The following is a 22,587-nucleotide window of genomic DNA, read 5'->3' on the forward strand; positions in this document are numbered from 1 at the left end:
CCACCGCTCCCAGATCGGCAAGGCCACCGACCACGACGTCTGGAACTGAGCCGGGGCCAGAAACGACAAGGCCGCCGCCGGGAAACCGACGGCGGCTTTTTCAGGCGCGGAACAAAGGGTCAGCCGCCGGCGCCGTCGGGCGGCGGCATGGTCATCGGCATCGGGTTGGGCGCGGTCGGCATCGGTACGGCGATCGGACCACTGGGCGCGGGCGCGCGCGGCAGTTCATCGTCCGACAGCTGGCCGTCGCCGTTCGCATCCATGCGATCAAAGGCGCGCAGGGCGCCGGCGCGGAACTCGTCCGGGGTGACCCGCGCGTCCCGGTTCGCGTCCGACTGGGACACCATCGCGCGCAGGCGACCTCCGCCCATCGAGGCGATGGGGCCGGAGCTCAGCACCGCCAGCTCGTCCCCGGTGATGGCGCCGTCGCTGTTGGCGTCCAGACGGGCGAACGCCCGGTCGGCCCAGGCCTCGACCTCGCCGCGTGTGCGGGGCAAGGCCATGCCCATGCTCCCCTGACGCACGACCGTCGGCTGCTGCGATCCCGGCGGCGGGGCCTGGGCGGAGACGGCCGACGCGGCGCTGCACAGGGCCAGCGCGGAGACGGCGAACAGGATCGGACGAGGACGCATGGCGGACTTCCGGAAAGCAACGATCAGACAGCCGAGAGTGTGCCTGTCCCGAGCGTCTGGCCAGCGCTTTTTCGCGCCCCGCTTTTTACTTGCCAAATCATATAAGGATATCCTTATATAAGGACATGTCATTGAGCGCTGATCAGACTGTCGAAGCCCTGCGCGCCGCGGGGGAGCCGACCCGGCTGCGGGTCCTGTCCCTGCTGGCCGGCGAGGAGCTGTCGGTGATGGAGCTGTCGCGCATCCTCGAACAGAGCCAGCCGCGCGTGTCCCGGCACCTGAAGCTGATGGCCGACGCCGGGCTGATCGAGCGCTTCCCGGACGGGGCGCGGGTCTTCTACCGCCTGTCGTCGGACCCGCTGGCGCACCGGCTGATCGATACGGTGCTGGATCTGCTGGAGGACAGCGCCGGCGCCGCCGACGACCGCCGTCTGGAAGAGGTGCGCCGCGACCGCGAGGCCGCCGCCAGCGCCTATTTCGAGCGGGTCGCGCCCCAGTGGGACCGCATCCGCTCCCTCTATGTCTGCGAGAGCGACGTCGAGGCCGCCATCCTGAAGGCCGCCGGCGACGGGCCGTTCGAGCGGGTCGTGGACCTGGGCACCGGTTCGGGCCGGATGCTGACCCTGCTGGGCAAGAACGCCCGCATGTCGGTGGGCCTCGACCTCAGCCACAACATGCTGAACATCGCCCGCGCCAATGTGGCCCGGGCCGGACTGGACAAGGTCGAGCTGCGCCACGGCGACATCTTCGCCACCCGCCTGCCGGAACAGAGCGCCGATCTGGTGCTGGTGCATCAGGTGCTGCACTACCTCGCCGACCCCGCCGCCGCCGTGACCGAGGCGGCGCGTCTGACAGCGCCGGGCGGGCGGTTGATCATCGTCGACTTCGCCCCGCACCAGCTGGAGCAGCTGCGCGAGGAGCATCAGCACCGCCGGCTGGGCTTCGCCGACGACGAGATGCGCCGCTGGCTGAAGGGCGCCGGCCTGAACGCCGGGGCCGCGACCACCCTGCCCCCGGACACCGACGGACTGACGGTGTCGATCTGGACCGCCGAACGTCCCGCCGGAACGAAGGCGAAAGCCGCATGAGACCCGCCATCAGCCTGTCCGAAGCCCGCGCCCTGCTGCTGTCGCCGCTGGGCCCTGTCGCCCGCGCGGGCCAGGACGCCTCGCGCCCCCGCGTCTCGTTCGAATTCTTCCCGCCCAAGACCGACGAGTCCGAGGCCAACCTGTGGAAGGCGATCCAGCGGCTGGCCCCGCTGAAGCCGGACTTCGTCTCGGTCACCTACGGCGCCGGGGGGTCGACCCGCGAACGGACCCACCGCACGGTCGAGCGCATCCTCAACGAGACGGACCTGCAGCCCGCCGCCCACCTGACCTGCGTCGAGGCCAGCCGGGACGAGGTCGATGGGGTGATCGAGGCCTACAAGGCCTCGGGCGTGAAGCACATCGTGGCCCTGCGCGGCGATCCCCCCGGCGGCAGCGGCATCGGCGGCGTCTATCAGCCGCGCGCGGACGGCTACGCCAACGCCACCGAACTGACCGCCGCCATCAGCCGGGTCGGCGGCTTTGACATCACCGTGGGCGCCTATCCGGAGAAGCATCCGGAAAGCCCGTCCATCGACCACGACATCGACGTGCTGAAGGCCAAGGTCGATGCGGGGGCGACCCGTGCGGTCAGCCAGTTCTTCTTCGACATGGACGCCTTCCTGCGCTTCCGTGACCGGGTGCGGGCGGCGGGCGTGACCATCCCCCTGATCCCCGGCATCATGCCGGTGTCCAATTTCGCCGGGCTGACGCGCATGTGCGGCGCCTGCGGGACCGCCATTCCCGACTGGCTGAAGGCCCATTTCGACGGGCTGGACGGCGATCCGGAGACCCGCAAGCTGCTGGCCGCCTCGGTCGCCGCCGAGACCTGCGCCCGGCTGCAGGAAGAGGGCTTCCGCGACTTCCACTTCTACACCCTGAACCGCGCCGATCTGGTCTACGCCATCTGCCGGGTGCTGGGCGTTCGCGAACAGGCGTCCGCATGACCTCCCCCCTGACCCGCCCCGAACGCATCGCCGCCCTGCACGCCGCCGCGAAGGACCGCATCCTCGTGCTCGACGGCAGCTGGGGCGTGATGATCCAGCGCCGCGGGTTGGACGAGGCCGACTTCCTCGGCGAGCGCTTCATCGGCCACCCGGGCCAGATGAAGGGCAACAACGACATCCTGTGCATCACCCGCCCGGACGTTATCGCCGACCTGCACGACCAGTATTTCGCGGCGGGCGCGGATATCTCCGAGACCAACACCTTCTCGGCCACGACCATCGCCCAGGAGGACTATCACCTCGACGCCCAGGCGGTGTGGGACATCAATCTGGAAGGCGCGAAACTGGCTCGCGCCTCGGCGGATCGCTGGACAGCGAAGGAGCCGCACAAGCCCCGTTTCGCCGCCGGCTCCATCGGGCCGCTGAACAAGATGCTGTCGATGTCGTCGGACGTGAACGACCCCGGCGCCCGCAGCGTGACCTTCGATCAGGTCTATGAGGCCTATCGCCATCAGGTGAAGGCGCTGAACGAGGGCGGGGTCGACCTGTATCTGATCGAGACCATCACCGACACGCTGAACTGCAAGGCCTGCATCAAGGCGATCAAGGACCTTGAGGACGAGGGCCTGCCGCCCCTGCCGATCTGGATTTCGGGCACCATCACCGACCGTTCGGGCCGCACCCTGTCGGGCCAGACGGCCGAGGGCTTCTGGAACAGCGTCCGCCACGCCAAGCCCTTCGCCATCGGCTTCAACTGCGCCCTGGGCGGCGAGCTGATGCGTCCGTTCATCGCCGAGCTGAGCCGCGTGGCCGACACCCTAGTCGCCGCCTACCCCAACGCCGGCCTGCCCAACGCCATGGGCCAGTACGACGAGCAGCCGCACGAGACCGCCCACTTCATCGAGGAATGGGCGCGCTCCGGGCTGGTCAACATCGTCGGCGGCTGCTGCGGCACGACGCCGGATCACATCAAGCACGTGGCCGAGGAGGTCGCAGACGTGACCCCGCGTGCGATCCCGGAACGACCGGTGGCGATGCGGCTGAGCGGACTGGAACCGTTTGAGCTCGCGTCGTGATGTCGTCGAGCGAACTGACCACGCTGGCCGCGGCCCTGGACGCCACGCCGTCCGACACCTTCATGCGCTGGGACGGGTCCCTTCCGGTCTATGCGCCGATCCTTGATCAGTGGACGTCCGCCCTGTCCGAGCGTGGCTACGGCGGGGCGTCGCCCTTCTATGACCGCCTGCTGTCCCGGGACGCGCCGCCGCTGAACCCCGAGAACATCGCGACCGCCGATGCTGATGCTCTTGTCGGCTATGCGACCTTCATCCTGCGGGGCGAGCGTTTCTGTTACGGCCACATCGGCGGCTGTCATGCGCAGGGCCTGCTGGCCGCGGTGGCCCGCCGCTTCGCAGAGATTGAGTCCGCCTGATGCGTCCCACCTTCATCAACGTCGGCGAACGGACCAACGTCACCGGCTCGGCCAAATTCCGGAAGCTGATCGTCGAGGGCGACTACACCGCCGCGCTGGACGTCGCGCGCCAGCAGGTCGAGGCGGGCGCCGCCATCATCGACATCAATATGGACGAGGGCCTGCTGGACGGCGCCGTCGCCATGCGGACCTTCCTCAACCTGATCGCGGCCGAACCCGACATCGCCCGCGTGCCGGTGATGATCGACAGCTCCAAATGGGAGGTGATCGAGGCGGGCCTGAAGTGCGTGCAGGGCAAGCCCATCGTGAACTCCATCTCGATGAAGGAAGGCGAGGCCATCTTCCGCGAGCACGCGGTGAAATGCCTGCGCTACGGCGCCGCCGTGGTGGTCATGGCCTTTGACGAAGTGGGTCAGGCCGACACCGCCGCGCGCAAGATCGAGATCTGCACCCGCGCCTACAACATCCTGGTCAACGAGGTCGGCTTCCCGCCCGAGGACATCATCTTCGACCCCAACATCTTCGCCGTGGCGACGGGGATCGAGGAGCACGACAACTACGCCGTCGACTTCATCGAGGCCACGAAGGTCATCAAGGCCACCCTGCCCTACGCCCGCGTGTCGGGCGGGGTGTCGAACGTCTCGTTCAGCTTCCGCGGCAACGAGCCGGTGCGCCGGGCGATCCACTCGGTCTTCCTGTACCACGCCATCAATGCGGGCATGGACATGGGCATCGTCAACGCCGGCGATCTGCCGGTCTATGACGATATCGACGCCAAGCTGCGTGAGGCGGTCGAGGACGTGATCCTGAACCGGCCGCAGCGGACGAACGTGTCCAACACCGAGCGACTGGTGGACATGGCGCCCGCCTACAAGGGCGAGAAGGGCGCGGCGCGCGTCGTGGACCTGAGCTGGCGCGAGGCGCCGGTTTCCAAGCGCATTGAACACGCCCTGGTCCACGGCATCACCGAGTTCATCGAGGCCGACACCGAGGAAGCGCGGCTGGGCGTCGAACGCCCGCTGCATGTCATCGAAGGGCCGCTGATGGACGGGATGAACGTGGTCGGCGACCTGTTCGGCTCGGGCAAGATGTTCCTGCCGCAGGTGGTGAAGTCCGCCCGCGTGATGAAACAGGCCGTGGCCTGGCTGGAGCCCTTCATGGAGGCCGAAAAGGAAGGTCAGGCGCGCTCTTCCAACGGCCGCATCCTGATGGCCACGGTGAAGGGCGACGTCCACGATATCGGCAAGAACATCGTCGGCGTCGTGCTGCAGTGTAACAACTACGAGGTCTTCGATCTGGGGGTCATGGTCCCGGCCGATCGCATCCTCGACGAGGCGATCGCCAACGACTGCGACATCATCGGCCTGTCCGGCCTGATCACCCCGTCGCTGGACGAGATGGTCTTTGTGGCGTCCGAGATGGAGCGGCGCGGGCTGGATATGCCCCTGCTGATCGGCGGGGCGACGACCAGCCGGACCCATACGGCGGTTAAGATCGAACCGGCCTATCGCCGGGGCTCGACCACCTATGTCATCGACGCCAGCCGCGCCGTCGGCGTGGTCGCGGGCCTGCTGTCCCCGACCGAGAAGGCGAAGAACGAGGCCGCCACCCGCGACGAATACATCCGCATCCGGGAGCAGTTCGCCCGCGGCCAGGAGGTCAAGGCGCGCGCCGCCCTGCCCGTCGCCCGCGCCAACCGCTTCAAACCCGACCCCGAAAAGCCCCTGCCCGCCAAGCCGTCCTTCCTCGGCGTGCGCGCTTTCGACAGCTGGGATCTGCAGGATCTGGCCGACCACATCGACTGGACGCCCTTCTTCGCCAGCTGGGAGCTGATCGGCCGCTATCCGCTGATCCTCGAGGACGAGATCGTCGGCGAGGCGGCGAAGGACCTGTTCCGCGACGCGCAGGCGATGCTGAAGCGGATCATCGACGAGCGCTGGTTCACCGCCAAGGGCGTGGTCGGCTTCTGGCCCGCGAATGCGCGCGGCGACGACATCGTGGTCTGGACCGACGAAAGCCGCACGGTCGAGGCCGCCCGCTTCCATGGCCTGCGCCAGCAGATCGCCAAGTCGAACGGCAAGCCGAACCTGTGCCTGTCGGACTTCGTGGCCGAGGACGGCGAGGACTACCTCGGCGCCTTCGCCGTCACCGCCGGCCATGGCGAGCTGGAGAAGGCCGCCGCGTTCAAGGCGCAGGGCGACGACTACTCCGCCATCATGGCGACGGCCCTGGCCGACCGTCTGGCCGAGGCCTTCGCCGAGCGGCTGCACAAGGAGGTGCGGACGCAGCTGTGGGGGTATGTCCCGGACGAGCAGACTTCTGTGCAGGACCTGATCGAGGAGAAATACCTCGGCATCCGCCCGGCTCCCGGCTACCCGGCCCAGCCCGATCACACCGAAAAGGCCACGCTGTTCAAGCTGTTGAACGCCGGAGCCAATGCGGGAATGGAACTGACCGAAAGCTACGCCATGACCCCGCCGGCGTCGGTGTCCGGCCTCTACTTCGGTCATGCGGACAGCCACTATTTCGGCGTCGGCAAGATCGACCGCGACCAGATCGAGGATTATGCGGCCCGGAAGAGCTGGGACGTGGCGACGGCGGAGCGCTGGCTGGCCCCGATCCTCAACTATGATCCGGCGAGCGTCGGGCGGACGCAGGCGGCGTGAGCGGCTGGCCCGGATGGCTCGCCGGGCCGGCGGCCGCCCTCACCTTCTTCGCCGTCATGGGCGTTATGGCCTGGGTCGGCGCCCGGGTCGCCGGTCGCATCGTTCCGCCTCGCCCCCGGGCGACCGTCCGGAGCACCGGCGCACAGGTGACGCTCGGCTGCATCCTGATCGCCGTGGCGGTCGTCTTTCTCGGGCTCGGCATCCTTTCAAAAGCGCCGGCGCGGCCCGGTCAGCTGTGGCCGCTGGTCGGACTGGTCGTCTTCTTCTCGGGCTCCGGTCTTCTGATGTGCATGGCCGGTTTCCGGGGAGCCGTGCGCTGGGACCGGAAGGGGCTGACGCAAACCCGGCTGATGCGCCGCCCCCGCACCTTCGCCTGGGCCGAAATCACCGCCTTCGAGGCGCGGGGGAGCAGGATCGCCTTGTGGCGAGACGGCCGCCGGACAGACCTGTGCGCGATCGACGCCGAAGGTATCGGCGGCCTGTTGCAGGCCGCCGAACGTGAGGGCGTAGCGGGTGTCGTCAAGCTGGGACGAAGCCTGCCCCGCGATCGCGGGAACAGGCCCCGTTCCTGAGCCCTACTCCAGCCCGACCTGTTGAGGCGTCGCCGGCGGGGTGGTGATGTTCTCGCGGATACGGCGCGCGGCATGCTCGCAACGGCCCGGCAACCCGAAGAACAGGCCGAAGGCCTGGCTGCGGGTAGCCTGATCCTGCCCCTGCAGCGGGGTCCATTTGGCGGTCGCCTCGGCGGCGGCGGCGGTGGCGGCGCTCAGGGTCGCGGCGTTCTGGCGCCCGCGGGCGCCCGCCAGCGCGGCCCGGAAATCGGACGCCTCCAGACGGCCCAGACGAATGATGTCGTTGTCCAGATCGTCGCGGTTCTCAAGCGTCTCGCCCAGCGCCACATGGCCATTCACCAGCGCCTCGCACCAGGCGACCAGCGGATAGTCGGCCTCCGGCGCGCCGCGCGGCATGGGGTTGGCGTAGGCCACGGCTTCACGCAGGCGCAGGGACTCGCCCGTCTCCGCGACATTGGCCGTCGCGATGGGGCCCTCGTCCTGATCGGCCCGCGGCGCGGTGGCGACGGGACCATCCTGCGCGACGGGGGCGGCGGACAGCAGAAGGACGGCGGCGAGGCTGGCGAACATGAAGGCTCCGGAACGGTGGGCGCGCGGCCCGACTGGACGCAGCAACGCTTGAATCGGCGAATGGTTTTTATGCGGCGGTCGAAAAACTCCGGCCAGCAAAAAGGGCGGCGGTCCCGAAGAACCGCCGCCCCAGTTTGTCTCTCTGGTTTCGAACCTTAGAAGTTCGCCGTCACGCCGAAGAAGACGTAGCGACCCAGGGCGTCATACAGCTGCGGGTAGGTGTTGTTGTTACCCGTGGTGCCGACGCTGTAGGACAGCGGCGGATCGCTATCCAGGACGTTGTTCACGCCGGCGCGGAACGTGACGTTGTCACGCAGCTGCCAGGTGCCGGCCAGGTCGAGGTAGTTCTGCGAGTCCAGAACCTTGTCCAGGCGAGCCGCGCTGTTGTTCAGGCTGCCGTCGGCGCCGAGGACGGCGATTTCCGCCTCCCCGTAGTGACGCCAGGTGGCCGAGACGTTCAGATCCCACGGCGACACCCAGGTCACGCGAGCGCGGTGACGCCATTCCGGGTTCGGAACGCCGCACTGGTTCGCGTAGAAGCCGGCGCAGTCATAGACGCTGTTGGCGAAGCCCAGACCGGTGTCGGTCTCGAGCGACTCCAGCCAGGTCCCGACGAACGAGAAGGCCAGCGAGCCGTAGGACGGCGCACCCCAGTCTTCCAGATCAACGTTGTAGTTCGCGTTGATGTCGACGCCGGAGGTCTTCATGCCACCGATGTTGGTGTTCAGGTCGACGACCGAACCACCGTCAGACCACAGGGCGCCGGTGCCGGGATCCCGGATGACCAGCGAACAGGCCTGGGCGTTGCCGGCGTTGTAGCAGGCGTCCAGGACGTTCAGGGCGCCGATGGAGCCGATCAGGTTCTCGACCTTGATGTTGTAGTAGTCGACCGAGAGGTTGAAGCGCGGCAGGAAGCTCGGCGTGACAACGAAACCGAAGGTGTAGGTGTCGGCTTCTTCCGGCGCCAGGTCAGGGTTGCCGCCTTGCAGGAAGTTATACTGACCGGCCTGGCTGGTCAGGATGCCGCCGTCGCGTTGCTCGGGCGTGACCTGCCAGGGGTTGGTGCCGACGCAGGAGGCCGGAACCGGGCCGTCCGCCGTCGGGCGCTCGGTCGAGTCGCAGGGATCGTAGTCCATGTCGAACAGGTTCAGGCCTTGGGCGGTGAACAGTTCGATGACGTTCGGAGCCCGCACGGCGCGCGAGTAGCTGGCGCGGAAGCGGACGTCCTCGACCGGGGCGTAGTCCAGGCCGACCTTGTAGGTGTCGGCGCCGAAGCTTTCGTACTCCGAACGACGGTAGGCGGCGTCGATCGAGGCCGAGTAGGCCCACGGCTGGTCGTCGGCCAGCGGGATCTGGATTTCGCCGAAGATTTCAGCGACGTCCGTATCACCGGTGAAGCCAATCGTCGGGCCGCCCTGACCAGCGCCGTCGCCGGTGGCGAAGGCGTTGTCGGTGACCGAACCCAGGTAGTCACGGCGATACTCGGCGCCGATGGCCAGCTGGACGGTGCGGGTGGTCGTCGGCAGGGCGAAGCCGGTGTCGCCGGTGACCGAGGCGGTCACGATCTGCTGGGTGGTTTCACCGGTCTGGATCAGCGGGATCTGGAGGTAGTCCAGGGCCGCCTGGGTCACGCCGCCCGGCGAGAAGATGTCGTAGGGCACGCAGCTCGGATCAGTGCCGTCCACCACCGATTGACAGGTCGGGGTGCCGCCAACGTCAACGACGTCCAGAGCCCGGCCGAGGCGGGTGTTCGAGAAGTCGTTCAGATAGGTGCGGGCGAGGCGAACGCGCGAGAACTGCGCGGCCACATCGTAGTTCCAGCTGTCGTTAAGCGCGCCGCGGATGCCGACGACGCCACGGTAGGACTCATAGTTGATCGAGTCCTGGCGACCGCCGCCTTCAGCGTTACGACGACCGATCAGCAGGTTGGCCGTATCACCCGGACCGGCACAGCCGATCGCGCCGCGTTGCTGGGCCGAGAGCAGCGGGTTGTCGCAGCTGATCTCGCGGATCGGGCCGAGGAAGGCGCCCGACGGCGCGATCTGGGCGACCGAGCTGTAGTCCGAGAACATCAGCTGGGCGAAGGCTTCGATCTTGTCGTTGACCTGGTACGACCCGAAGGCGCCCATGGTGTAACGCTCATCCGGGCGCTGGTAGTAGTTCAGCGGGCCGAAGTTGTAGGCGCCGGCGGCGGCGCTGTACGCGGTGAAGGTGCCGTTGCCGACGCCGCTGGCGCCACCGATGGTGAAGCCGGGGGTGCCGGCGACGTCCAGGGCGATGAACTGCCCCGGGAAGGCCGTGCCCGAACCACCGCAGGTGAACTCGGTGCCGGCGCCGTTCATGCCGCCCAGCGAGCAGGACGAGTAGTCACGACCGCCACCCAGAACCGGGTTGTTGTTCCGGTAGCCGGCGTAGGCCATCAGGTTGCCGCGACCGTCCGGCGACGACACACCCATGATGATGTTGACCGACTTGGACTCGCCGTCGATCACATCGTCGTCCGGCAGCTGGAACTGCGACGGGTTGGTGGCGGCGCGACCGGCGATGACGCTGCGCAGGTTGCCCGGGCCGTCATAGTCGTTGTGGTGCTGGTAGAAGCCGTACTGGGCATCGATCTGAATGCCCTCGAAATTCTTCTTCATGATGAAGTTCACGACGCCTGCGACGGCGTCCGAACCGTAGATGGCGGACGCGCCGCCGGTCAGGACTTCAACACGCTCGACCAGTTGTTCCGGGATCTGGTTCAGGTCGGCCGCGTCGTCGTTCGGCGAGCCGTAACCCATCCGGCGACCGTCGATCAGGACCAGGGTCCGCGAGGCGCCCAGGTTACGCAGCGACACGGTCGCGGTGCCCGAGGCGCCGTTCGACACGGTGGAGTTCTGCGCCGCGAAGGCTTGCGGGAGCTGGTTCACCAGGTCTTCGACGCGGGTCACGCCCGCGATGTCGATGTCCTCGCCGGTCACCTGGGTGACGGGGCTGGTGGTGGTGAGGTTGGCCTGCGGAATGCGCGAGCCGGTGACGACGACGTCGTCCAGCTGGCTTTCCTGCGGCGCCGCATCCTGGGCCATCGCCGGCGCGGCGAACGCGAGGGCGGCGAAACCGCCGATCATCGTCGTCGTCAGCAAGCGATTGCGGGTTTTCTGGTTTCTCAAAGGTCGTCTCCTGATGTTGACGCTGACTTTCGAACAGCGTCCGGCCTTGGATGGATAATAGTCCCTTCCCCCGCGGCCAGAATCCCGACCGCAGTTACAGGAGGGTAGGCGCCGCGCGAGAGGTTTCGCCAGCGTAATTACAAGGCTGTAATCAGGAGTAAGCGGGACTGTCGTATTTAGGCCACGATAGCGTCACACCGACCGTTGCATTCACACAGTTGACCCGGCGGACGTCCTGCGGGACTGAATGTGGCGGTCACCGCTCTCCGCCCAGCCAAAGGTTCAACAATGTCCGTGGTTTCAGCCCTAGCGGCGCTTTCTGTCGTGCTTCAGCCGACGCCCCAGGCAGCGGCCCAGGCCGCGCCGTCGCTGCAACAGCGCCCGGAAATGCTGGAGCGGCTGGCCGCGTGCCGCGCGGTCGCCGACAACACCGCCCGACTGGCCTGCTACGACGGCGCCGCCGCCGCGCTGGACACAGCGCAGCGGCAGGGCGAGCTGGTCATCATCGACCGCGCCGCGGTGAATGAGACCCGGCGGGAGCTGTTCGGCTTCAACATGCCCGCCCTGCCCCAGCTGTTCGGAAACGGCGGCGGCGAGGCGGCGGACCTGGATGCGATCGAAACCACCCTGCAACGCGCGTCGCGCAACAGCGAGGGACGCTGGGTGTTCACGCTCGCCAATGGCGCGACCTGGCGTCAGATCGACAGCGAAACCCTGCGCTTCAACAATCGTCCCGGAGAGGCTGTTCGCGTGCGCAAGGCCAGCCTGGGCAGCTTCATGATGACCATCGGCGACAGCCGCGCGGTCCGGGTCCGGAGGCAATAGTCATGCGCGCTCTTTCAGAGACCGTCTGGACCTCGCCCCAGCTGTCGCCGGAATCCCTCGCCGGGCTGGCGGCGGCGGGCATCGGGCGGGTGATCAACAACCGCCCCGACCAGGAAGAGCCCGGCCAGCCTTCGGCCGCGGACATGGAGGCGGCCGCACTGGCCGCGGGGCTGGATTATCTGTGGATCCCGATCTCCGGCATGCCCTCCCCCGCCCAGGCGGAGGCCGTCGGCGCGGCTCTGGAGGATGGAAAGCCCACGGTGCTGTTCTGTCGGTCAGGCATGCGCTCGTCGGCGGCCTGGGCCATGGCCGAGGCCGCGCGCGGCGCGGACGCCGATGCGGTCAGAGCCGCGGCGGCGGCGGCTGGTTACGACCTGAGCCGTCTTCCGCTCTAGCGGATGATCGGCACGCGCGCGGCGTAGGGAGCCGGTTCGGGGGTGCAGGACGCCACGACCAGTTGCGCCGCCATGAGACACAGGAAGGCTCCGGCGATCGGCAGGAACCGATTTGAGACAGCCAGGGCGATGGAAACGGCCATATCAGGCACTCCGGAGAAGGTTTACAAAACCCTAACGCAAAGACCGGGCCGCCCGGGAGAGACAGTTGATCCCCTTCGTTCGTGAGTTTGATTTCGAGTACGGCCGCAGCGACCGGGTCTCGCCGCTGATCCGGCGGGTGATCGCCAACAACCCCGGCCCGTTCACCTTCACCGGCACGGGCACCTACATCATCGGGCGCGACGCCCCAGGAGCGGGTGTGGCGGTGATTGATCCCGGCCCGCTCGACGAGGCCCATCTGGCGGCCCTGCTGGAGGCGGTGAAGGGTCAGACGGTCAGCCATGTGCTGGTCACCCACACCCACCGCGACCACGCCCCCCTCGCCCGCCCCTTCGCCGAAGCCGTCGGCGGCGCGCCGATCCTCGCCGCCCGCCCGCCGCTGCAGACCATCCACGCCTCGGGCGGACTGGACGAGGATGAGGACGAGGCCTTCGCTCCCGATGTCATCCTGACCGGCGGCGAGCGGATCGCGGGCGATGGCTGGACGGTCGAGGCGCTGGCCACGCCGGGCCATGCCTCCAACCACATGGCCTTCGTCCTGACCGATGAGAACGCCCTGTTCTGCGGCGATCACGTCATGGGCTGGGCCACCACGGTCGTCGCGCCGCCGGACGGCGACATGGCCGACTATATGGCCAGTCTCGACGCGGTGATCGCGCGGGACTTCGCCACCCTGTGGCCCACGCACGGCGCGCCGGTGACGGACCCCGCCCCCTTCCTGGCCGCCTATCGCGCCCATCGGCTGGAGCGCGAGGCGCAGGTGATGGCGCGACTGAAGGCGGGCGACCGGACCATCGCCGAGATGGTGCCGGTGCTCTATGCGGCAGTGGACAACCGGCTGTGGCCGGCGGCCTCACTGTCCGTCTGGGCGCACCTCAGGGCTCTTGTTCGGGCGGGCCTCGTTGTCGCCGAGCCCGAAGCGACGCCGCAGGCGCTCTACCGGGTTCTCTGAGTCCTCGACAGCGCAGGTCTGCCTGACCGTGCGCCACTCCTCGGCGGTCAGGGCGCTGCGACCGGGGCGGGCCGCCGCCCGCGCCACCCGCGCCCGACGGGCGGAATCGGGGTGGGAGTTCATGAACTCGGTGGCCTCGTCCACCCCGCTGCGCTCGCCCTTGCCGGCCAGCCGCTCGAAGAAGGGCGCCATGCCCTCGGAGGACAGGCCGCCGGCGTGGAGCAGCGCCTGCCCGCGCGCGTCGGCTTCCGTTTCGGCGGAGCGGCTGTAGCTGAGCTCGGACGCCTGTCCGGCGAGGATGACCGCCTGCTGGCCCGCGCCGGTCCCGCCGCCGACCACCAGATCCAGCAGCATGCCGATGCCGAAATTGCGCCAGACGGCCTGCATCACGTGACGCTGCTCGACGTGGGCGATTTCGTGGGCGATCACCGCCGCGAGCTCATCCGGAGACTCGGCCTCCTGGATCAGTTCGCCGGTGATCATGATCCGTCCGCCCGGCGTGGCGAAGGCGTTGACCATGGGCGCGTCCACGGCCCGGACGCGGATGTCGAAGGGCGTGTCCGCCCGCGCGGCGATGCGGTCGCCGAGTTGGTCCAGAATCCGTTGTCCCGCCGGGTTCTTGCAGGCCGGGAAGAGGGTGGACATCTGGGCGTTGATGTTGTCGCCCATCCGCTCCTCCATCGACACGGGCGTCGCCCGGGCCACGGGACCGGACAGGGCCGGGACGCCGACGGTGATGAACAGGACCACGCCCACAGCGGTGGCGGTCAGGCCGCCGATCAGCCACCACTCGCGGTGACGCCGCGCCTTGACCCTCTCGTTCAGCTGATCGCCGACCAGCGGCGTCCAGTCCCCGATCGGCAGGACCAGACGGGCGTCCGGCTGGCGCCGGTTGGAGACGCGGGCCTGATCGGCCTCGACCTCGACCGAGACGTCCTTGAGTGACCACAGAAATTCGCGCTCGTCGGCGACGATCCGCAGGGTCTCCCCGTCCACCTCGGCTTCCGCCGGATGGGAGCGGGCCGTGACGCCATCGTAGAAGCGGGCGTCCACCTCAGATCGCCGAGAAGCCGAAGGCGTCCGCCAGACCCTCGCCCGTGCCCGGACCGCGCTCGGCCTGCTGGGCCAGATTCAGGCGGGCCGTGCCTTCGGACTTGAGGCGGGTGATCAGGTAGCGGGCGGTGCGCGCCTGCACCCAAGGCATCAGGAAGCCGAGGGTGATCAGCAGCATGAACAGGTTGCTGATCATCAGCCACCACAGCGACAGGGCGCGAACCTCCAGCCGGAAGCTGGCGCCGTCCACGCTGACGCCCGCCGCGATCGAGCGCAGCAGGGCCGCGTGGTAGGGGGCCCAGATCAGAAGGGCGAACGGCGAAAGCAGCAGCATGACGCCGTAGATCACCACCATGGCGGCGACATCGGATTCCGGCGTGGACAGGCTGTTGGGGTCGCTGAAGTCACCGGTCGCCGCCACGATCGCGATGAAGATGAAGGTGACCAGCAGGAAGCCGACGCCGGTGCCGACCCAGCCGATCGCGAACGGACCATAGATGCCCTCGCGCTGCGAACGCGCCATGCGGAAGCGCAGGCGGCGATCGCCGAAGCGGACCTCGTCCCAGATGCGCTCGGCCAGCATCCGCTCGCCGGCGGGCCGGAACCAGCCCATGGTGATGCCGTCCAGGATGCCGATGCCGAGGAACAGCCAGCCGTAGTTCACGGCCGAGCCTTTCAGACTGAAGCGGATGCCGCGCCAGGTCGTGCGACTGGCCATGTAGCGGAAGGCGGTGAAGACCCCGAAGCCCCACAGCCACGGCAGGGCGATGTACATCGGGAGCAGGAACAGAATCATCCACTCGGCGCCGAACTGCACCGCGAACACAACCACGAGGAAGGGGACGCCCAGCACCACCGAGGCCAGCAGGAAGCCGATGAACAGTTCGACCCCGCGGCCGGTGTATTCAAAGGCCTCGCCGTTCAGGCGCACGCCCTTCCAGACCCGGTGACGAACCTCGGTCTTGCCCCAGAAGCGGTAGAGGGTCAGCGTGATCAGATTGAGCAGGCCATTCTTCAGGCTGAGGCCCAGGAAACCGGACGGACGCAGGGTCGTCGTGAAGGTCAGCGCCTCACCCTCGGCCGGAACTTCCGGCGTGGTTTCCGCAAAGATATCCGTCACGTCAGTCCCCCTCTGTACGCCTGACTACTGGCGTAGCCAGCAGCGCTTCCGGTGGCAACGGGGTTCCACAAGCTTGGGCGGAAAAGTGGCGCCGCGGCCACGAAATCCCGCAGGAGGCGATCAGGCGCCGGGTTGCAGCAGGGCGCTGATCTCGGTGACCAGACGGCAGGCCTCGCCGCCGTGCGGACGGCCCTCGCGGGCGGCGACGCGGATGTCGGTGCGACCCGGGCGAATGCGGATGACGACATCGTAGCGGAAGCCGAACCATGTCGACTGCCGACTGCCGTCCGCCCGCCCCACGCCGGCGCGTCCCGCTTCGAACCCGGCTTCCTGCAGGGCCCAGACGGCGTTCTCGGGCGCGACCTGGGTCGGGACCGGCACGGCGCCCGGACAGGCCTCGACGCCGACCGCCGGCTGCAGCCCGCTCATGCGGTCAGGCCGCGACTGGCCGAACCCGGGAACCTCGGTCAGGTCGGTGCTGACATTCTCGACCGGACCCGCCTCGAGCTGGCGCTTCTGCCAGACGAAGCCGCCGACCACCGCGAGCCCGACCACCGCGCCCAGCAGGCCGGGCAGCCACAGGCGGCGCAGGTCTCGCAGCGACAGGATGAGGCCGATCACGCCGGCGAAGGCGCCGACGAAGGAGAGGCGCCACAGCAGGTCCAGCGTCAGCAGATCATAGCCGACCTCGACCGACAGCAGACCGCTGCGCACGCCGACCACCGCCAGCAGAAGACCGACGGGCGCCACGAGGGTGAAGCTCGCCAGAGCCGTGACCAGGCCCCTGCCCTTCACCCCGTCCTTCGCCATGGTTTCAGCCTCCAGCCGTCGGCAGACGATAGTCCTTCATCTGCTCGCGCACGACCTTCTTGTCGATCTTGCCCGTGGGGCCAAGCGGAATGTCGGCCACGAAGACCACGTCGTCGGGCATCCACCATTTGGCGATCTTGCCCTGCAGGAAGTCGAGATGCTCCTGCTTGTCCTCGGCCTCGCCGGGCTTGAGCTTGATGACCAGCACCGGGCGCTCGTCCCACTTCGGGTGGGCCGCGCCGATGACGGCGGCCAGTTCGACCTTCGGATGGCCGACGGCGATGTTCTCGATCTCGATGGAGCTGATCCACTCGCCGCCGGACTTGATCACGTCCTTGGCGCGGTCGGTGATCTGCATGAAGCCGTGTTCGTCGATGGTCGAGACGTCGCCGGTGTCGAAGAAGCCCTCATTGTCCAGGATCTCTCCGCCCTCGCCCTTGAAGTAGGCGCCGGCGATGGTCGGTCCCTTGATCATCAGGCGGCCGTAGGTGTGCCCGTCGTGGGGCATGTCCTGACCGGCGTAGTTCTTCAGCTTCAGCTCGACGCCCAGCGGCGGCTGGCCCTGCTTCACCCGCCACTTCATCTGCTCGTCGTACGGCAGGGCGGCCAGTTCGGGCGTCATGTTCGACAGGGTGCCGATGGGCGAGGTCTCGGTCATGCCCCAGCCCTGCAGCACCTCGATCTGGAACTCGTCATGGAAGGCCCGGATCAGGCTTTCCGGCACGGCAGAGCCGCCGATCAGCACCTTCTTGACCGTCGGGATCTTCAGATTGTTCTCGCGCAGATGGGTCAGCAGCCCCTGCCAGACCGTCGGCACGGCGGCCGAGAAGGTCACGCCCTCGCTCTCGATCAGCTCATAGATGGCCGCGCCGTCCATGCGCGCGCCCGGCATCACCAGCTTGGTGCCGCCCGCCGGACCGGCGAAGGCGATGCCCCAAGCATTGGCGTGGAACATCGGCACCACCGGCAGGATCACCTCGCTCGGCGAGGCGCCCAGCACGGTCGACTGCATGCCCAGCAGCGTATGGATGAAGTTCGAGCGGTGCGAATACAGGACGCCCTTGGGGTTCCCGGTCGTGCCCGAGGTGTAGCAGAGGCCGCAGGCGGTCTGTTCCTCGAACCCGCCCCAGACGACATTCTCGGACGCCCCGGCCAGCAGGGCCTCATAGCATTCCGCGCCCGGCAGCTTGGTCGCCGGCATGGTCATCTCGTCGGTCAGCACCACCACCCGCTCGACCGTCGGGCAGTGCGGCAGGATGGCTTCCAGCAACGGGATGAAGGTCAGGTCGACGAAGATGACCTTATCTTCGGCGTGGTTGATGATGTAGGCCAGCTGCTCCGGGAACAGGCGTGGGTTCAGGGTGTGGCAGACCGCCCCCATGCCCATGATGCCGTACCAGACCTCCATGTGGCGGCCGGTGTTCCAGGCCAGGGTGGCGATCCGTTCGCCGACCTGGATGCCCCAGTCCTGCAGCACATGGGTCACGCGGCGGGCGCGCGAATGGATTTCGGCGTAGCTGGCCCGGACAATCGGCCCCTCGACCGATCGCGTCACGACCTCGCGCTGGCCATGCCAGTTCTTCGCGTGGTCCAGAATCTTGTCGACCGTCAGCGGCCAGTCCTGCATCAACCCAAGCATTACGATCCCTCGATTTGCATCCGCTGAACGGGACACTTGCCGTCACGCTATCCACGTGATCAGCGATAAGCAATCTGCCGCAAGGTCAACGTATGCGCGTAAATCACGCGCCTGCGGCATCCTGTCCCCAACAGACTGGCGGCGGGCGGCGGCTGTCCGTAGAAGGCGCGCATGACCATTCTGATCGCGATCACCGGCGGCTCGGGCTCGGGCAAGAGCACCCTGGCGGAGGCCCTCGTCAGCGCCCTGCCCACCGGCGCCGCCGTGCTGCTGCGCGAGGACTCCTACTATCTGGACGCCGCCGGGATGCCGGACTTCGACGCGGCGACCTTCGATTTCGACGATGTCGCCGCGCGGGATCACGACCTGCTGATCCGCGACCTGACAGAGCTCAAGGCCGGCCGGGCCATCACCGCGCCGATCTATTCGTTCCTGCACCACGGGCGCGAGGCGGGCGGCGAGGCCGTGGCGGCGTCCCAGGTGGTCATCGTCGAGGGCACCCACGTCCTGTGCACTCCGGCGCTGGTGGAGCTGTTCGACATCCGCGTTTTCGTCGACACCCCGGCGGACATCCGCTTCATCCGCCGCCTGCTGCGCGACCAGGCCGAGCGGGGCCGGACGGCGGAGTCGGTCATCGCCCAGTATCTCGGCACCGTGCGCCCGGGACATGAGCGCTGGACCGAGCCCTCGCGCCTGAACGCGGACTTCATCGTCGCCGACGCCACCGCCGCCGTACGGCTGGAGGACGCCCAGGCCGTGGTGCGTCTGGCCGCGCCCGTGCTGGCCCACCCGCTGCTGGCGCCGCTCGCCCATCCCGGCCAGGTCTGACGATCCCTGACAGGCGGCTTGCTGTTCGGGGACAGGTGCGTCAACCTGACGCCTACAAGATCAATGAATTTCAAGATGCCCGGCACACTCGGCGACCCCAGCTCCCTCGACGCCAAGCGACAGATCATTCTGCGGTACGCGCGCGCGGCCTTCATCTCCGAGGGCTACGCCGGCGCCCGGATCGAGCCGATCGCCCGTGAGGCCGGGGTCTCGACCGCCACCCTCTACGCCCTGTTCGCCGGCAAGTCGGAGCTGTTCACCGCCGTCATCGACGACGCCGCCGACCAGTTCTCCCGCCAGATGGCCAGCGTCCGCGCCCAGGAGGGCGACGCCCGCACCCAGCTGACCAGCTTCTCGGAAGCCTATGCCGGCTTCATGGGCGACGGCTTCGTGCGCTCCGTCTTCCGGCTGGTCATGGCCGAGCGCCCGCGCTTCGAGGCCACCGCCCGCCGCTTCTTCGAAAAGGGCCGCACCGAGTTCGGCGCCACCCTGATCGGTATCCTGAAAGACCATCTGGCCCGTGGCGGGCTGAAGGATGTCGAAAAGCCGTCCTGGGCCGCGGGCGAGCTGATGGGGATGATCGAACACCCGGTCTTCTTCGTGCCGCTGGTGACCGGGGACGAGGTCCGCGCCGGACGCACCAACGCCCAGGTCGTCGCCCACGTGGTCGACACCTTCATGGCCCGCTACGGCGCCTGAGCGGCGTCAGGGCTGCAGGCGGCCCGTGGTCCAGCCTTCGCCGTCGCGCGTGAACAGCAGCCGATCATGCAGCCGGAACGGCCGGTCGCGCCAGAACTCCACCTGATCCGGAACCACCCGCCAGCCGGTCCAGCGCTCGGGCCGGGGCACGTCCTGTCCATCAAACCGGGCGGTCTCGCGGGCGATGGCGTCCTCCAGCACGGCGCGGGCCTCCATGGGCCGCGACTGATCAGAGGCCCAGGCGCCGATCTGGCTCTCCCGCGCCCGGCTGGCGAAATAGGCGTCGGCCTCGGCGCTGCTGACCGGCTCGACCCGGCCCCGCACCCGCACCTGACGACGCAGGGACTTCCAGTGGAAGGCCAGGGCCGCCGCCGGATGCGCGGTCAGCGCCTGCCCCTTGGCGCTCTCGCGGTTGGAATAGAAGGTGAAGCCGCGACCATCGACATCCTTCAGCAGGACAATCCGGCAGTCCGGAACCCCATCCCCCGTCACGGTCGCCAGCGACATGGCGTTGGCGTCGTTCGGCTCGTACCGCTTGGCGTCCTCCAGCCACTCGACGAACAGACCGAAGGGCTCGGTGCGGTCGAAAATGGTCTCGTCCCCGTTGGCGGCCAGGGCGGCGGCGTACTGCTCCGCATATTCTTCACGGGTCGGGCTGGGCGGGATCACGGGCGCGGTCATGGGCTCCAGATAAACCCTCGCGGTTCCGAACGGGAGAGGGATCACGGTTAAGCCAGTCTTCACCACGTTGGGCATTTTGTATCAGGATGCGCGCGCGCCCCTCATCCGAAGTCTCCTCGCTCGGCGAAGCCTGGACCCTGCTTGGCCTCAGCGGCCCTGCCGAGGGCGAAGCTTTGACGGCGGCTTTCCGCGCGGCGGTGAAGGCCGCGCGGCCGGATCAGAACGGCGGCGACGAGACCCGATTCCGCAAGGTGATCGCGGCCTGGCGGCTGGTGCAGGCCAGCCCGGTGGCCGCCGCGCTTGAGGCGCCTGCCGCCTCCCCTGCCCCTCAAACCGTCGTCACGATCAGCCCGCGCGACGCCATCGAGGGTGGCTCCGTGATGGTCGAGGTCGGCGGCCGGATGCTGAAGGTCCACGCCCCCGCCGGACTGCGCTCGGGCGAACACCTGCGCCTCAAGGGCGGCGCGGCGGACGGGGCGGACCTGTATCTGCCGGTGCTGATCCGCGCGGCGGACGGCCTCGGCATCATCGGCGACGACGTCTACATGGACTGGCCGGTGCCGCCTCGCGTCATCGAGGACGGCGGCCGGCTCGAGATCGAGACCCATGCCGGAATGCGCTCCGCCTGGATCGTCGCCGGTCAGGAGCCGCTGCGCCTGCGCCTGCGCGGACTGGGCCTGCCGGCGCGCGGATCCCGGCCGCAGGGGCATCTGTTCGTGACCCTGATCCCGTCCGAAGACGCGCCCTCGGCGGCGGAGGATCTGCTGGTTCGCTTCACCCGCGTCTGGACGCCGGACCGCATGGCGGCCTAAGCCTAGCCGCATGTCGCACAACACCTTCGGCCATCTGTTTCGCGTGACCACCTGGGGCGAGAGCCACGGGCCGGCGATCGGCTGCGTGGTGGACGGCTGCCCGCCCAACATCCCGCTGACCGAGGCCGACCTCCAGCCCTGGCTGGACCGTCGCAAGCCCGGCGGCAGCCGCTTCGTCACCCAGCGGCAGGAGAGCGACACCGCCCGCATCCTGTCCGGTGTCTTCGATGACGGCGAAGGCCCGGTCACCACCGGCACGCCGATCTCGATCCTGATCGAGAACGAGGACCAGCGGTCCAAGGACTATGGCGAGATCGCCCGCGCCTACCGCCCCGGCCACGCCGACTACACCTATCAGGCCAAATACGGCGTGCGCGACCATCGCGGCGGCGGGCGCTCCTCGGCGCGGGAGACCGCCATGCGCGTCGCCGCCGGGGCCGTGGCCCGCAAGGTGCTGGGTGAAAGCATCCGCATCCGCGCCGGCGTGGTCCAGCTGGGGCCGCACCGGATCGCACCGGAGGCCGTCGATTTCGACGCCGTCCATGACAACGCCCTGTTCGCCGCCTCGGCCAACGTCGTGCCCGAGTGGGAGGCCTATCTGGACGGCGTCCGCAAGGCGGGCTCGTCCATCGGCGCCGTGGTGGCGCTGGAGGTCACAGGGGTTCCGGCGGGCTGGGGCGCGCCCCTCCATGGCAAGCTGGACGCCGAACTGGCCGCGGCCATGATGTCGATCAACGCCGTGAAGGGCGTCGAGATCGGCGCGGGCTTCGACGCCGCGGCCCTGTCGGGCGAGGACAACGCCGACCAGATGCGTCTGGGCGAGGACGGCCAGCCGGTCTTCCTGTCCAACCACGCGGGCGGGGTTCTGGGCGGCATTTCGACCGGCCAGCCGGTGACCGCTCGCATCGCCTTCAAGCCCACCTCCTCCATCCTGACCCTGCGCCAGACCGTCACCCGCGACGGCGCCGAGACCGAGCTGCGCACAAAGGGCCGCCACGACCCCTGCGTCGCCCTGCGCGGCGTGCCTGTGGTCGAGGCTATGGCCGCCTGCGTGCTGGCGGATGCGATGCTGAGGCACCGGGCGCAGGTGGGCTAGGCGCTTCGGTGGACCCGCTGTTCAGGACGCCGCGAAAACCCTGGAGCCAAAAGCTTCCGCTTCTGGTCGGCGCCGGTTTCGCGGTGCTTATCGTCTTGCTCACCACCGCAACAGGTCCAGCACAGCCGGTGGACGGCGAGGTCAGCGGGTTCACCGTCGGCAACCGCAAGGGCGGCGCTCCGCGCGTGATGCTGGTACGCGTCGATGGGCGGGATATCCGTGTGACGGGCCCCATCATTCTCAGATGCGGGGAAGGCGACCGGGTCCGGATGATGCGTCGGTCGCATTTGTGGGGAACGGGCTATCGGATCAGTGATGAAGCCTATCCCTGCAAAGCTTCAGAAGGGCGCAGTTCAACAGGCTCGTGATGGCGGCGTATCATCGTCCTCGCGGACGACCGCATCAACCAAAGTCGGAACGACTGAGCCACCAGCAAAAACCCCGCCCGGATCGCTCCGG

At 68.5% G+C, this 22,587-nt stretch carries 23 protein-coding genes; 14 read left to right on the forward strand and 9 right to left on the reverse strand.

Annotated elements, in window-relative coordinates; all coding sequences use genetic code 11:
- Positions 1-119: 119 nt before the first annotated feature.
- Complete coding sequence (locus tag ACFQQC_RS17210) at positions 120-632, reverse strand: EF-hand domain-containing protein (RefSeq protein ID WP_376863773.1); 513 nt, start codon at positions 630-632, stop codon at positions 120-122.
- A 125-nt stretch (positions 633-757) separates the two neighbouring features.
- Here ACFQQC_RS17210 and ACFQQC_RS17215 point away from each other — a divergent pair, with 125 nt between their 5' ends.
- From ACFQQC_RS17215 to ACFQQC_RS17240, 6 genes are read left to right on the forward strand one after another with little or no spacing between them, the layout of a single operon-like run.
- Entirely contained in the window at positions 758-1,720 is a 963-nt protein-coding gene (locus ACFQQC_RS17215; RefSeq protein WP_376863774.1) for an ArsR/SmtB family transcription factor, read from the forward strand.
- Complete coding sequence (gene metF / locus ACFQQC_RS17220; RefSeq protein ID WP_376863775.1) at positions 1,717-2,664, forward strand: methylenetetrahydrofolate reductase [NAD(P)H]; 948 nt, start codon at positions 1,717-1,719, stop codon at positions 2,662-2,664. Before ACFQQC_RS17215 ends, metF begins: the two co-directional genes overlap by 4 nt.
- The gene (locus tag ACFQQC_RS17225) at positions 2,661-3,740 is read left to right on the forward strand and encodes a homocysteine S-methyltransferase family protein (RefSeq protein WP_376863776.1); all 1,080 of its coding nucleotides are present in this window, start codon (positions 2,661-2,663) and stop codon (positions 3,738-3,740) included. The genes metF and ACFQQC_RS17225 overlap by 4 nt, the downstream gene beginning before the upstream one ends.
- Positions 3,740-4,096, forward strand: coding sequence for a DUF6508 domain-containing protein (locus tag ACFQQC_RS17230; RefSeq protein ID WP_376863961.1), 357 nt, complete (start codon positions 3,740-3,742; stop codon positions 4,094-4,096). The genes ACFQQC_RS17225 and ACFQQC_RS17230 overlap by 1 nt, the downstream gene beginning before the upstream one ends.
- Positions 4,096-6,762 (forward strand): methionine synthase, encoded by a 2,667-nt coding sequence (gene metH / locus ACFQQC_RS17235; RefSeq protein ID WP_376863777.1) that lies wholly within the window; start codon positions 4,096-4,098, stop codon positions 6,760-6,762. Before ACFQQC_RS17230 ends, metH begins: the two co-directional genes overlap by 1 nt.
- A complete protein-coding gene (locus ACFQQC_RS17240; RefSeq protein ID WP_376863778.1) occupies positions 6,759-7,334 on the forward strand; it encodes a hypothetical protein in 576 nt (191 codons plus the stop codon). Before metH ends, ACFQQC_RS17240 begins: the two co-directional genes overlap by 4 nt.
- A 3-nt stretch (positions 7,335-7,337) precedes the next feature.
- On the opposite strand, the gene ACFQQC_RS17245 is transcribed toward ACFQQC_RS17240, so the two are convergent.
- Both ACFQQC_RS17245 and ACFQQC_RS17250 read right to left on the reverse strand, forming a co-directional pair.
- Positions 7,338-7,904, reverse strand: coding sequence for a hypothetical protein (locus tag ACFQQC_RS17245; RefSeq protein ID WP_376863779.1), 567 nt, complete (start codon positions 7,902-7,904; stop codon positions 7,338-7,340).
- 155 nt (positions 7,905-8,059) lie between these two features.
- Positions 8,060-11,056 (reverse strand): TonB-dependent receptor plug domain-containing protein, encoded by a 2,997-nt coding sequence (locus tag ACFQQC_RS17250; protein WP_376863780.1) that lies wholly within the window; start codon positions 11,054-11,056, stop codon positions 8,060-8,062.
- Positions 11,057-11,344: 288 nt separating this feature from the next.
- On the opposite strand from ACFQQC_RS17250, the gene ACFQQC_RS17255 reads away from it, so the two are divergent.
- Both ACFQQC_RS17255 and ACFQQC_RS17260 read left to right on the forward strand, forming a co-directional pair.
- Positions 11,345-11,881 carry a hypothetical protein gene (locus tag ACFQQC_RS17255; protein WP_376863781.1) on the forward strand — a complete coding sequence of 179 codons (537 nt, stop codon included), beginning with the start codon at positions 11,345-11,347 and terminating at the stop codon, positions 11,879-11,881.
- A 2-nt stretch (positions 11,882-11,883) separates the two neighbouring features.
- Positions 11,884-12,276 (forward strand): TIGR01244 family sulfur transferase, encoded by a 393-nt coding sequence (locus ACFQQC_RS17260; protein WP_376863782.1) that lies wholly within the window; start codon positions 11,884-11,886, stop codon positions 12,274-12,276.
- Here ACFQQC_RS17260 and ACFQQC_RS17265 read toward each other — a convergent pair.
- A complete protein-coding gene (locus ACFQQC_RS17265) occupies positions 12,273-12,419 on the reverse strand; it encodes a hypothetical protein (protein ID WP_376863783.1) in 147 nt (48 codons plus the stop codon). The genes ACFQQC_RS17260 and ACFQQC_RS17265 overlap by 4 nt on opposite strands.
- Before the next feature lie 65 nt (positions 12,420-12,484).
- Between ACFQQC_RS17265 and ACFQQC_RS17270 the strand changes: the two genes are divergently transcribed.
- Positions 12,485-13,390, forward strand: coding sequence for an MBL fold metallo-hydrolase (locus ACFQQC_RS17270; protein ID WP_376863784.1), 906 nt, complete (start codon positions 12,485-12,487; stop codon positions 13,388-13,390).
- On the opposite strand, the gene ACFQQC_RS17275 is transcribed toward ACFQQC_RS17270, so the two are convergent.
- The 4 genes from ACFQQC_RS17275 to ACFQQC_RS17290 all read right to left on the reverse strand — a co-directional run bounded on the left by ACFQQC_RS17275 (position 13,292) and on the right by ACFQQC_RS17290 (position 18,012).
- Positions 13,292-14,443, reverse strand: a complete 1,152-nt coding sequence (locus tag ACFQQC_RS17275) for a M48 family metallopeptidase (RefSeq protein WP_376863785.1) — start codon at positions 14,441-14,443, stop codon at positions 13,292-13,294. The two genes, ACFQQC_RS17270 and ACFQQC_RS17275, sit on opposite strands and share 99 nt — an antisense overlap.
- 1 nt (position 14,444) lies before the next feature.
- Positions 14,445-15,563 carry a YjgN family protein gene (locus ACFQQC_RS17280; protein ID WP_376863786.1) on the reverse strand — a complete coding sequence of 373 codons (1,119 nt, stop codon included), beginning with the start codon at positions 15,561-15,563 and terminating at the stop codon, positions 14,445-14,447.
- A gap of 120 nt (positions 15,564-15,683) precedes the next feature.
- The gene (locus tag ACFQQC_RS17285; RefSeq protein WP_376863787.1) at positions 15,684-16,373 is read right to left on the reverse strand and encodes a hypothetical protein; all 690 of its coding nucleotides are present in this window, start codon (positions 16,371-16,373) and stop codon (positions 15,684-15,686) included.
- 4 nt (positions 16,374-16,377) lie between these two features.
- Positions 16,378-18,012: a long-chain-fatty-acid--CoA ligase gene (locus ACFQQC_RS17290; protein WP_376863788.1), complete on the reverse strand. Its 1,635-nt coding sequence runs from the start codon at positions 18,010-18,012 to the stop codon at positions 16,378-16,380.
- Positions 18,013-18,183: 171 nt separating this feature from the next.
- On the opposite strand from ACFQQC_RS17290, the gene udk reads away from it, so the two are divergent.
- Together udk and ACFQQC_RS17300 are read left to right on the forward strand one after the other, a co-directional pair.
- Positions 18,184-18,840, forward strand: a complete 657-nt coding sequence (gene udk / locus ACFQQC_RS17295) for a uridine kinase (protein WP_376863789.1) — start codon at positions 18,184-18,186, stop codon at positions 18,838-18,840.
- A 75-nt stretch (positions 18,841-18,915) separates the two neighbouring features.
- Positions 18,916-19,539 carry a TetR/AcrR family transcriptional regulator C-terminal domain-containing protein gene (locus ACFQQC_RS17300; protein ID WP_376863790.1) on the forward strand — a complete coding sequence of 208 codons (624 nt, stop codon included), beginning with the start codon at positions 18,916-18,918 and terminating at the stop codon, positions 19,537-19,539.
- A gap of 6 nt (positions 19,540-19,545) precedes the next feature.
- Here the strand turns inward: ACFQQC_RS17300 and pdxH are convergent, their stop codons facing one another.
- A complete protein-coding gene (gene pdxH, locus ACFQQC_RS17305) occupies positions 19,546-20,220 on the reverse strand; it encodes a pyridoxamine 5'-phosphate oxidase (RefSeq protein WP_376863791.1) in 675 nt (224 codons plus the stop codon).
- Positions 20,221-20,306: 86 nt separating this feature from the next.
- Between pdxH and ACFQQC_RS17310 the strand changes: the two genes are divergently transcribed.
- From ACFQQC_RS17310 to ACFQQC_RS17320, 3 genes are read left to right on the forward strand one after another with little or no spacing between them, the layout of a single operon-like run.
- On the forward strand, positions 20,307-21,032 hold the full coding sequence (locus tag ACFQQC_RS17310; protein WP_376863792.1) for a DnaJ C-terminal domain-containing protein: 726 nt from the start codon (positions 20,307-20,309) through the stop codon (positions 21,030-21,032).
- 10 nt (positions 21,033-21,042) lie between these two features.
- Positions 21,043-22,128 (forward strand): chorismate synthase, encoded by a 1,086-nt coding sequence (gene aroC / locus ACFQQC_RS17315; RefSeq protein ID WP_376863793.1) that lies wholly within the window; start codon positions 21,043-21,045, stop codon positions 22,126-22,128.
- Between the two features lie 8 nt (positions 22,129-22,136).
- Entirely contained in the window at positions 22,137-22,496 is a 360-nt protein-coding gene (locus ACFQQC_RS17320; RefSeq protein ID WP_376863794.1) for a hypothetical protein, read from the forward strand.
- Positions 22,497-22,587: the final 91 nt, after the last annotated feature.

This window comes from Brevundimonas sp. GCM10030266, from assembly GCF_042666595.1.
GTDB lineage: Bacteria > Pseudomonadota > Alphaproteobacteria > Caulobacterales > Caulobacteraceae > Brevundimonas.

Bases quoted from the DNA above. Each gene is read 5' to 3' on its own strand.
- ACFQQC_RS17210 (WP_376863773.1), bottom strand. From the start codon at position 632: ATGCGTCCTCGTCCGATCCTGTTCGCCGTCTCCGCGCTGGCCCTGTGC.
- ACFQQC_RS17215 (WP_376863774.1), top strand. From the start codon at position 758: ATGTCATTGAGCGCTGATCAGACTGTCGAAGCCCTGCGCGCCGCGGGG.
- metF (WP_376863775.1), top strand. From the start codon at position 1,717: ATGAGACCCGCCATCAGCCTGTCCGAAGCCCGCGCCCTGCTGCTGTCG.
- ACFQQC_RS17225 (WP_376863776.1), top strand. From the start codon at position 2,661: ATGACCTCCCCCCTGACCCGCCCCGAACGCATCGCCGCCCTGCACGCC.
- ACFQQC_RS17230 (WP_376863961.1), top strand. From the start codon at position 3,740: ATGTCGTCGAGCGAACTGACCACGCTGGCCGCGGCCCTGGACGCCACG.
- metH (WP_376863777.1), top strand. From the start codon at position 4,096: ATGCGTCCCACCTTCATCAACGTCGGCGAACGGACCAACGTCACCGGC.
- ACFQQC_RS17245 (WP_376863779.1), bottom strand. From the start codon at position 7,904: ATGTTCGCCAGCCTCGCCGCCGTCCTTCTGCTGTCCGCCGCCCCCGTC.
- ACFQQC_RS17255 (WP_376863781.1), top strand. From the start codon at position 11,345: ATGTCCGTGGTTTCAGCCCTAGCGGCGCTTTCTGTCGTGCTTCAGCCG.
- ACFQQC_RS17260 (WP_376863782.1), top strand. From the start codon at position 11,884: ATGCGCGCTCTTTCAGAGACCGTCTGGACCTCGCCCCAGCTGTCGCCG.
- ACFQQC_RS17265 (WP_376863783.1), bottom strand. From the start codon at position 12,419: ATGGCCGTTTCCATCGCCCTGGCTGTCTCAAATCGGTTCCTGCCGATC.
- ACFQQC_RS17285 (WP_376863787.1), bottom strand. From the start codon at position 16,373: ATGGCGAAGGACGGGGTGAAGGGCAGGGGCCTGGTCACGGCTCTGGCG.
- ACFQQC_RS17290 (WP_376863788.1), bottom strand. From the start codon at position 18,012: ATGCTTGGGTTGATGCAGGACTGGCCGCTGACGGTCGACAAGATTCTG.
- udk (WP_376863789.1), top strand. From the start codon at position 18,184: ATGACCATTCTGATCGCGATCACCGGCGGCTCGGGCTCGGGCAAGAGC.
- ACFQQC_RS17300 (WP_376863790.1), top strand. From the start codon at position 18,916: ATGCCCGGCACACTCGGCGACCCCAGCTCCCTCGACGCCAAGCGACAG.
- pdxH (WP_376863791.1), bottom strand. From the start codon at position 20,220: ATGACCGCGCCCGTGATCCCGCCCAGCCCGACCCGTGAAGAATATGCG.
- ACFQQC_RS17310 (WP_376863792.1), top strand. From the start codon at position 20,307: ATGCGCGCGCGCCCCTCATCCGAAGTCTCCTCGCTCGGCGAAGCCTGG.
- aroC (WP_376863793.1), top strand. From the start codon at position 21,043: ATGTCGCACAACACCTTCGGCCATCTGTTTCGCGTGACCACCTGGGGC.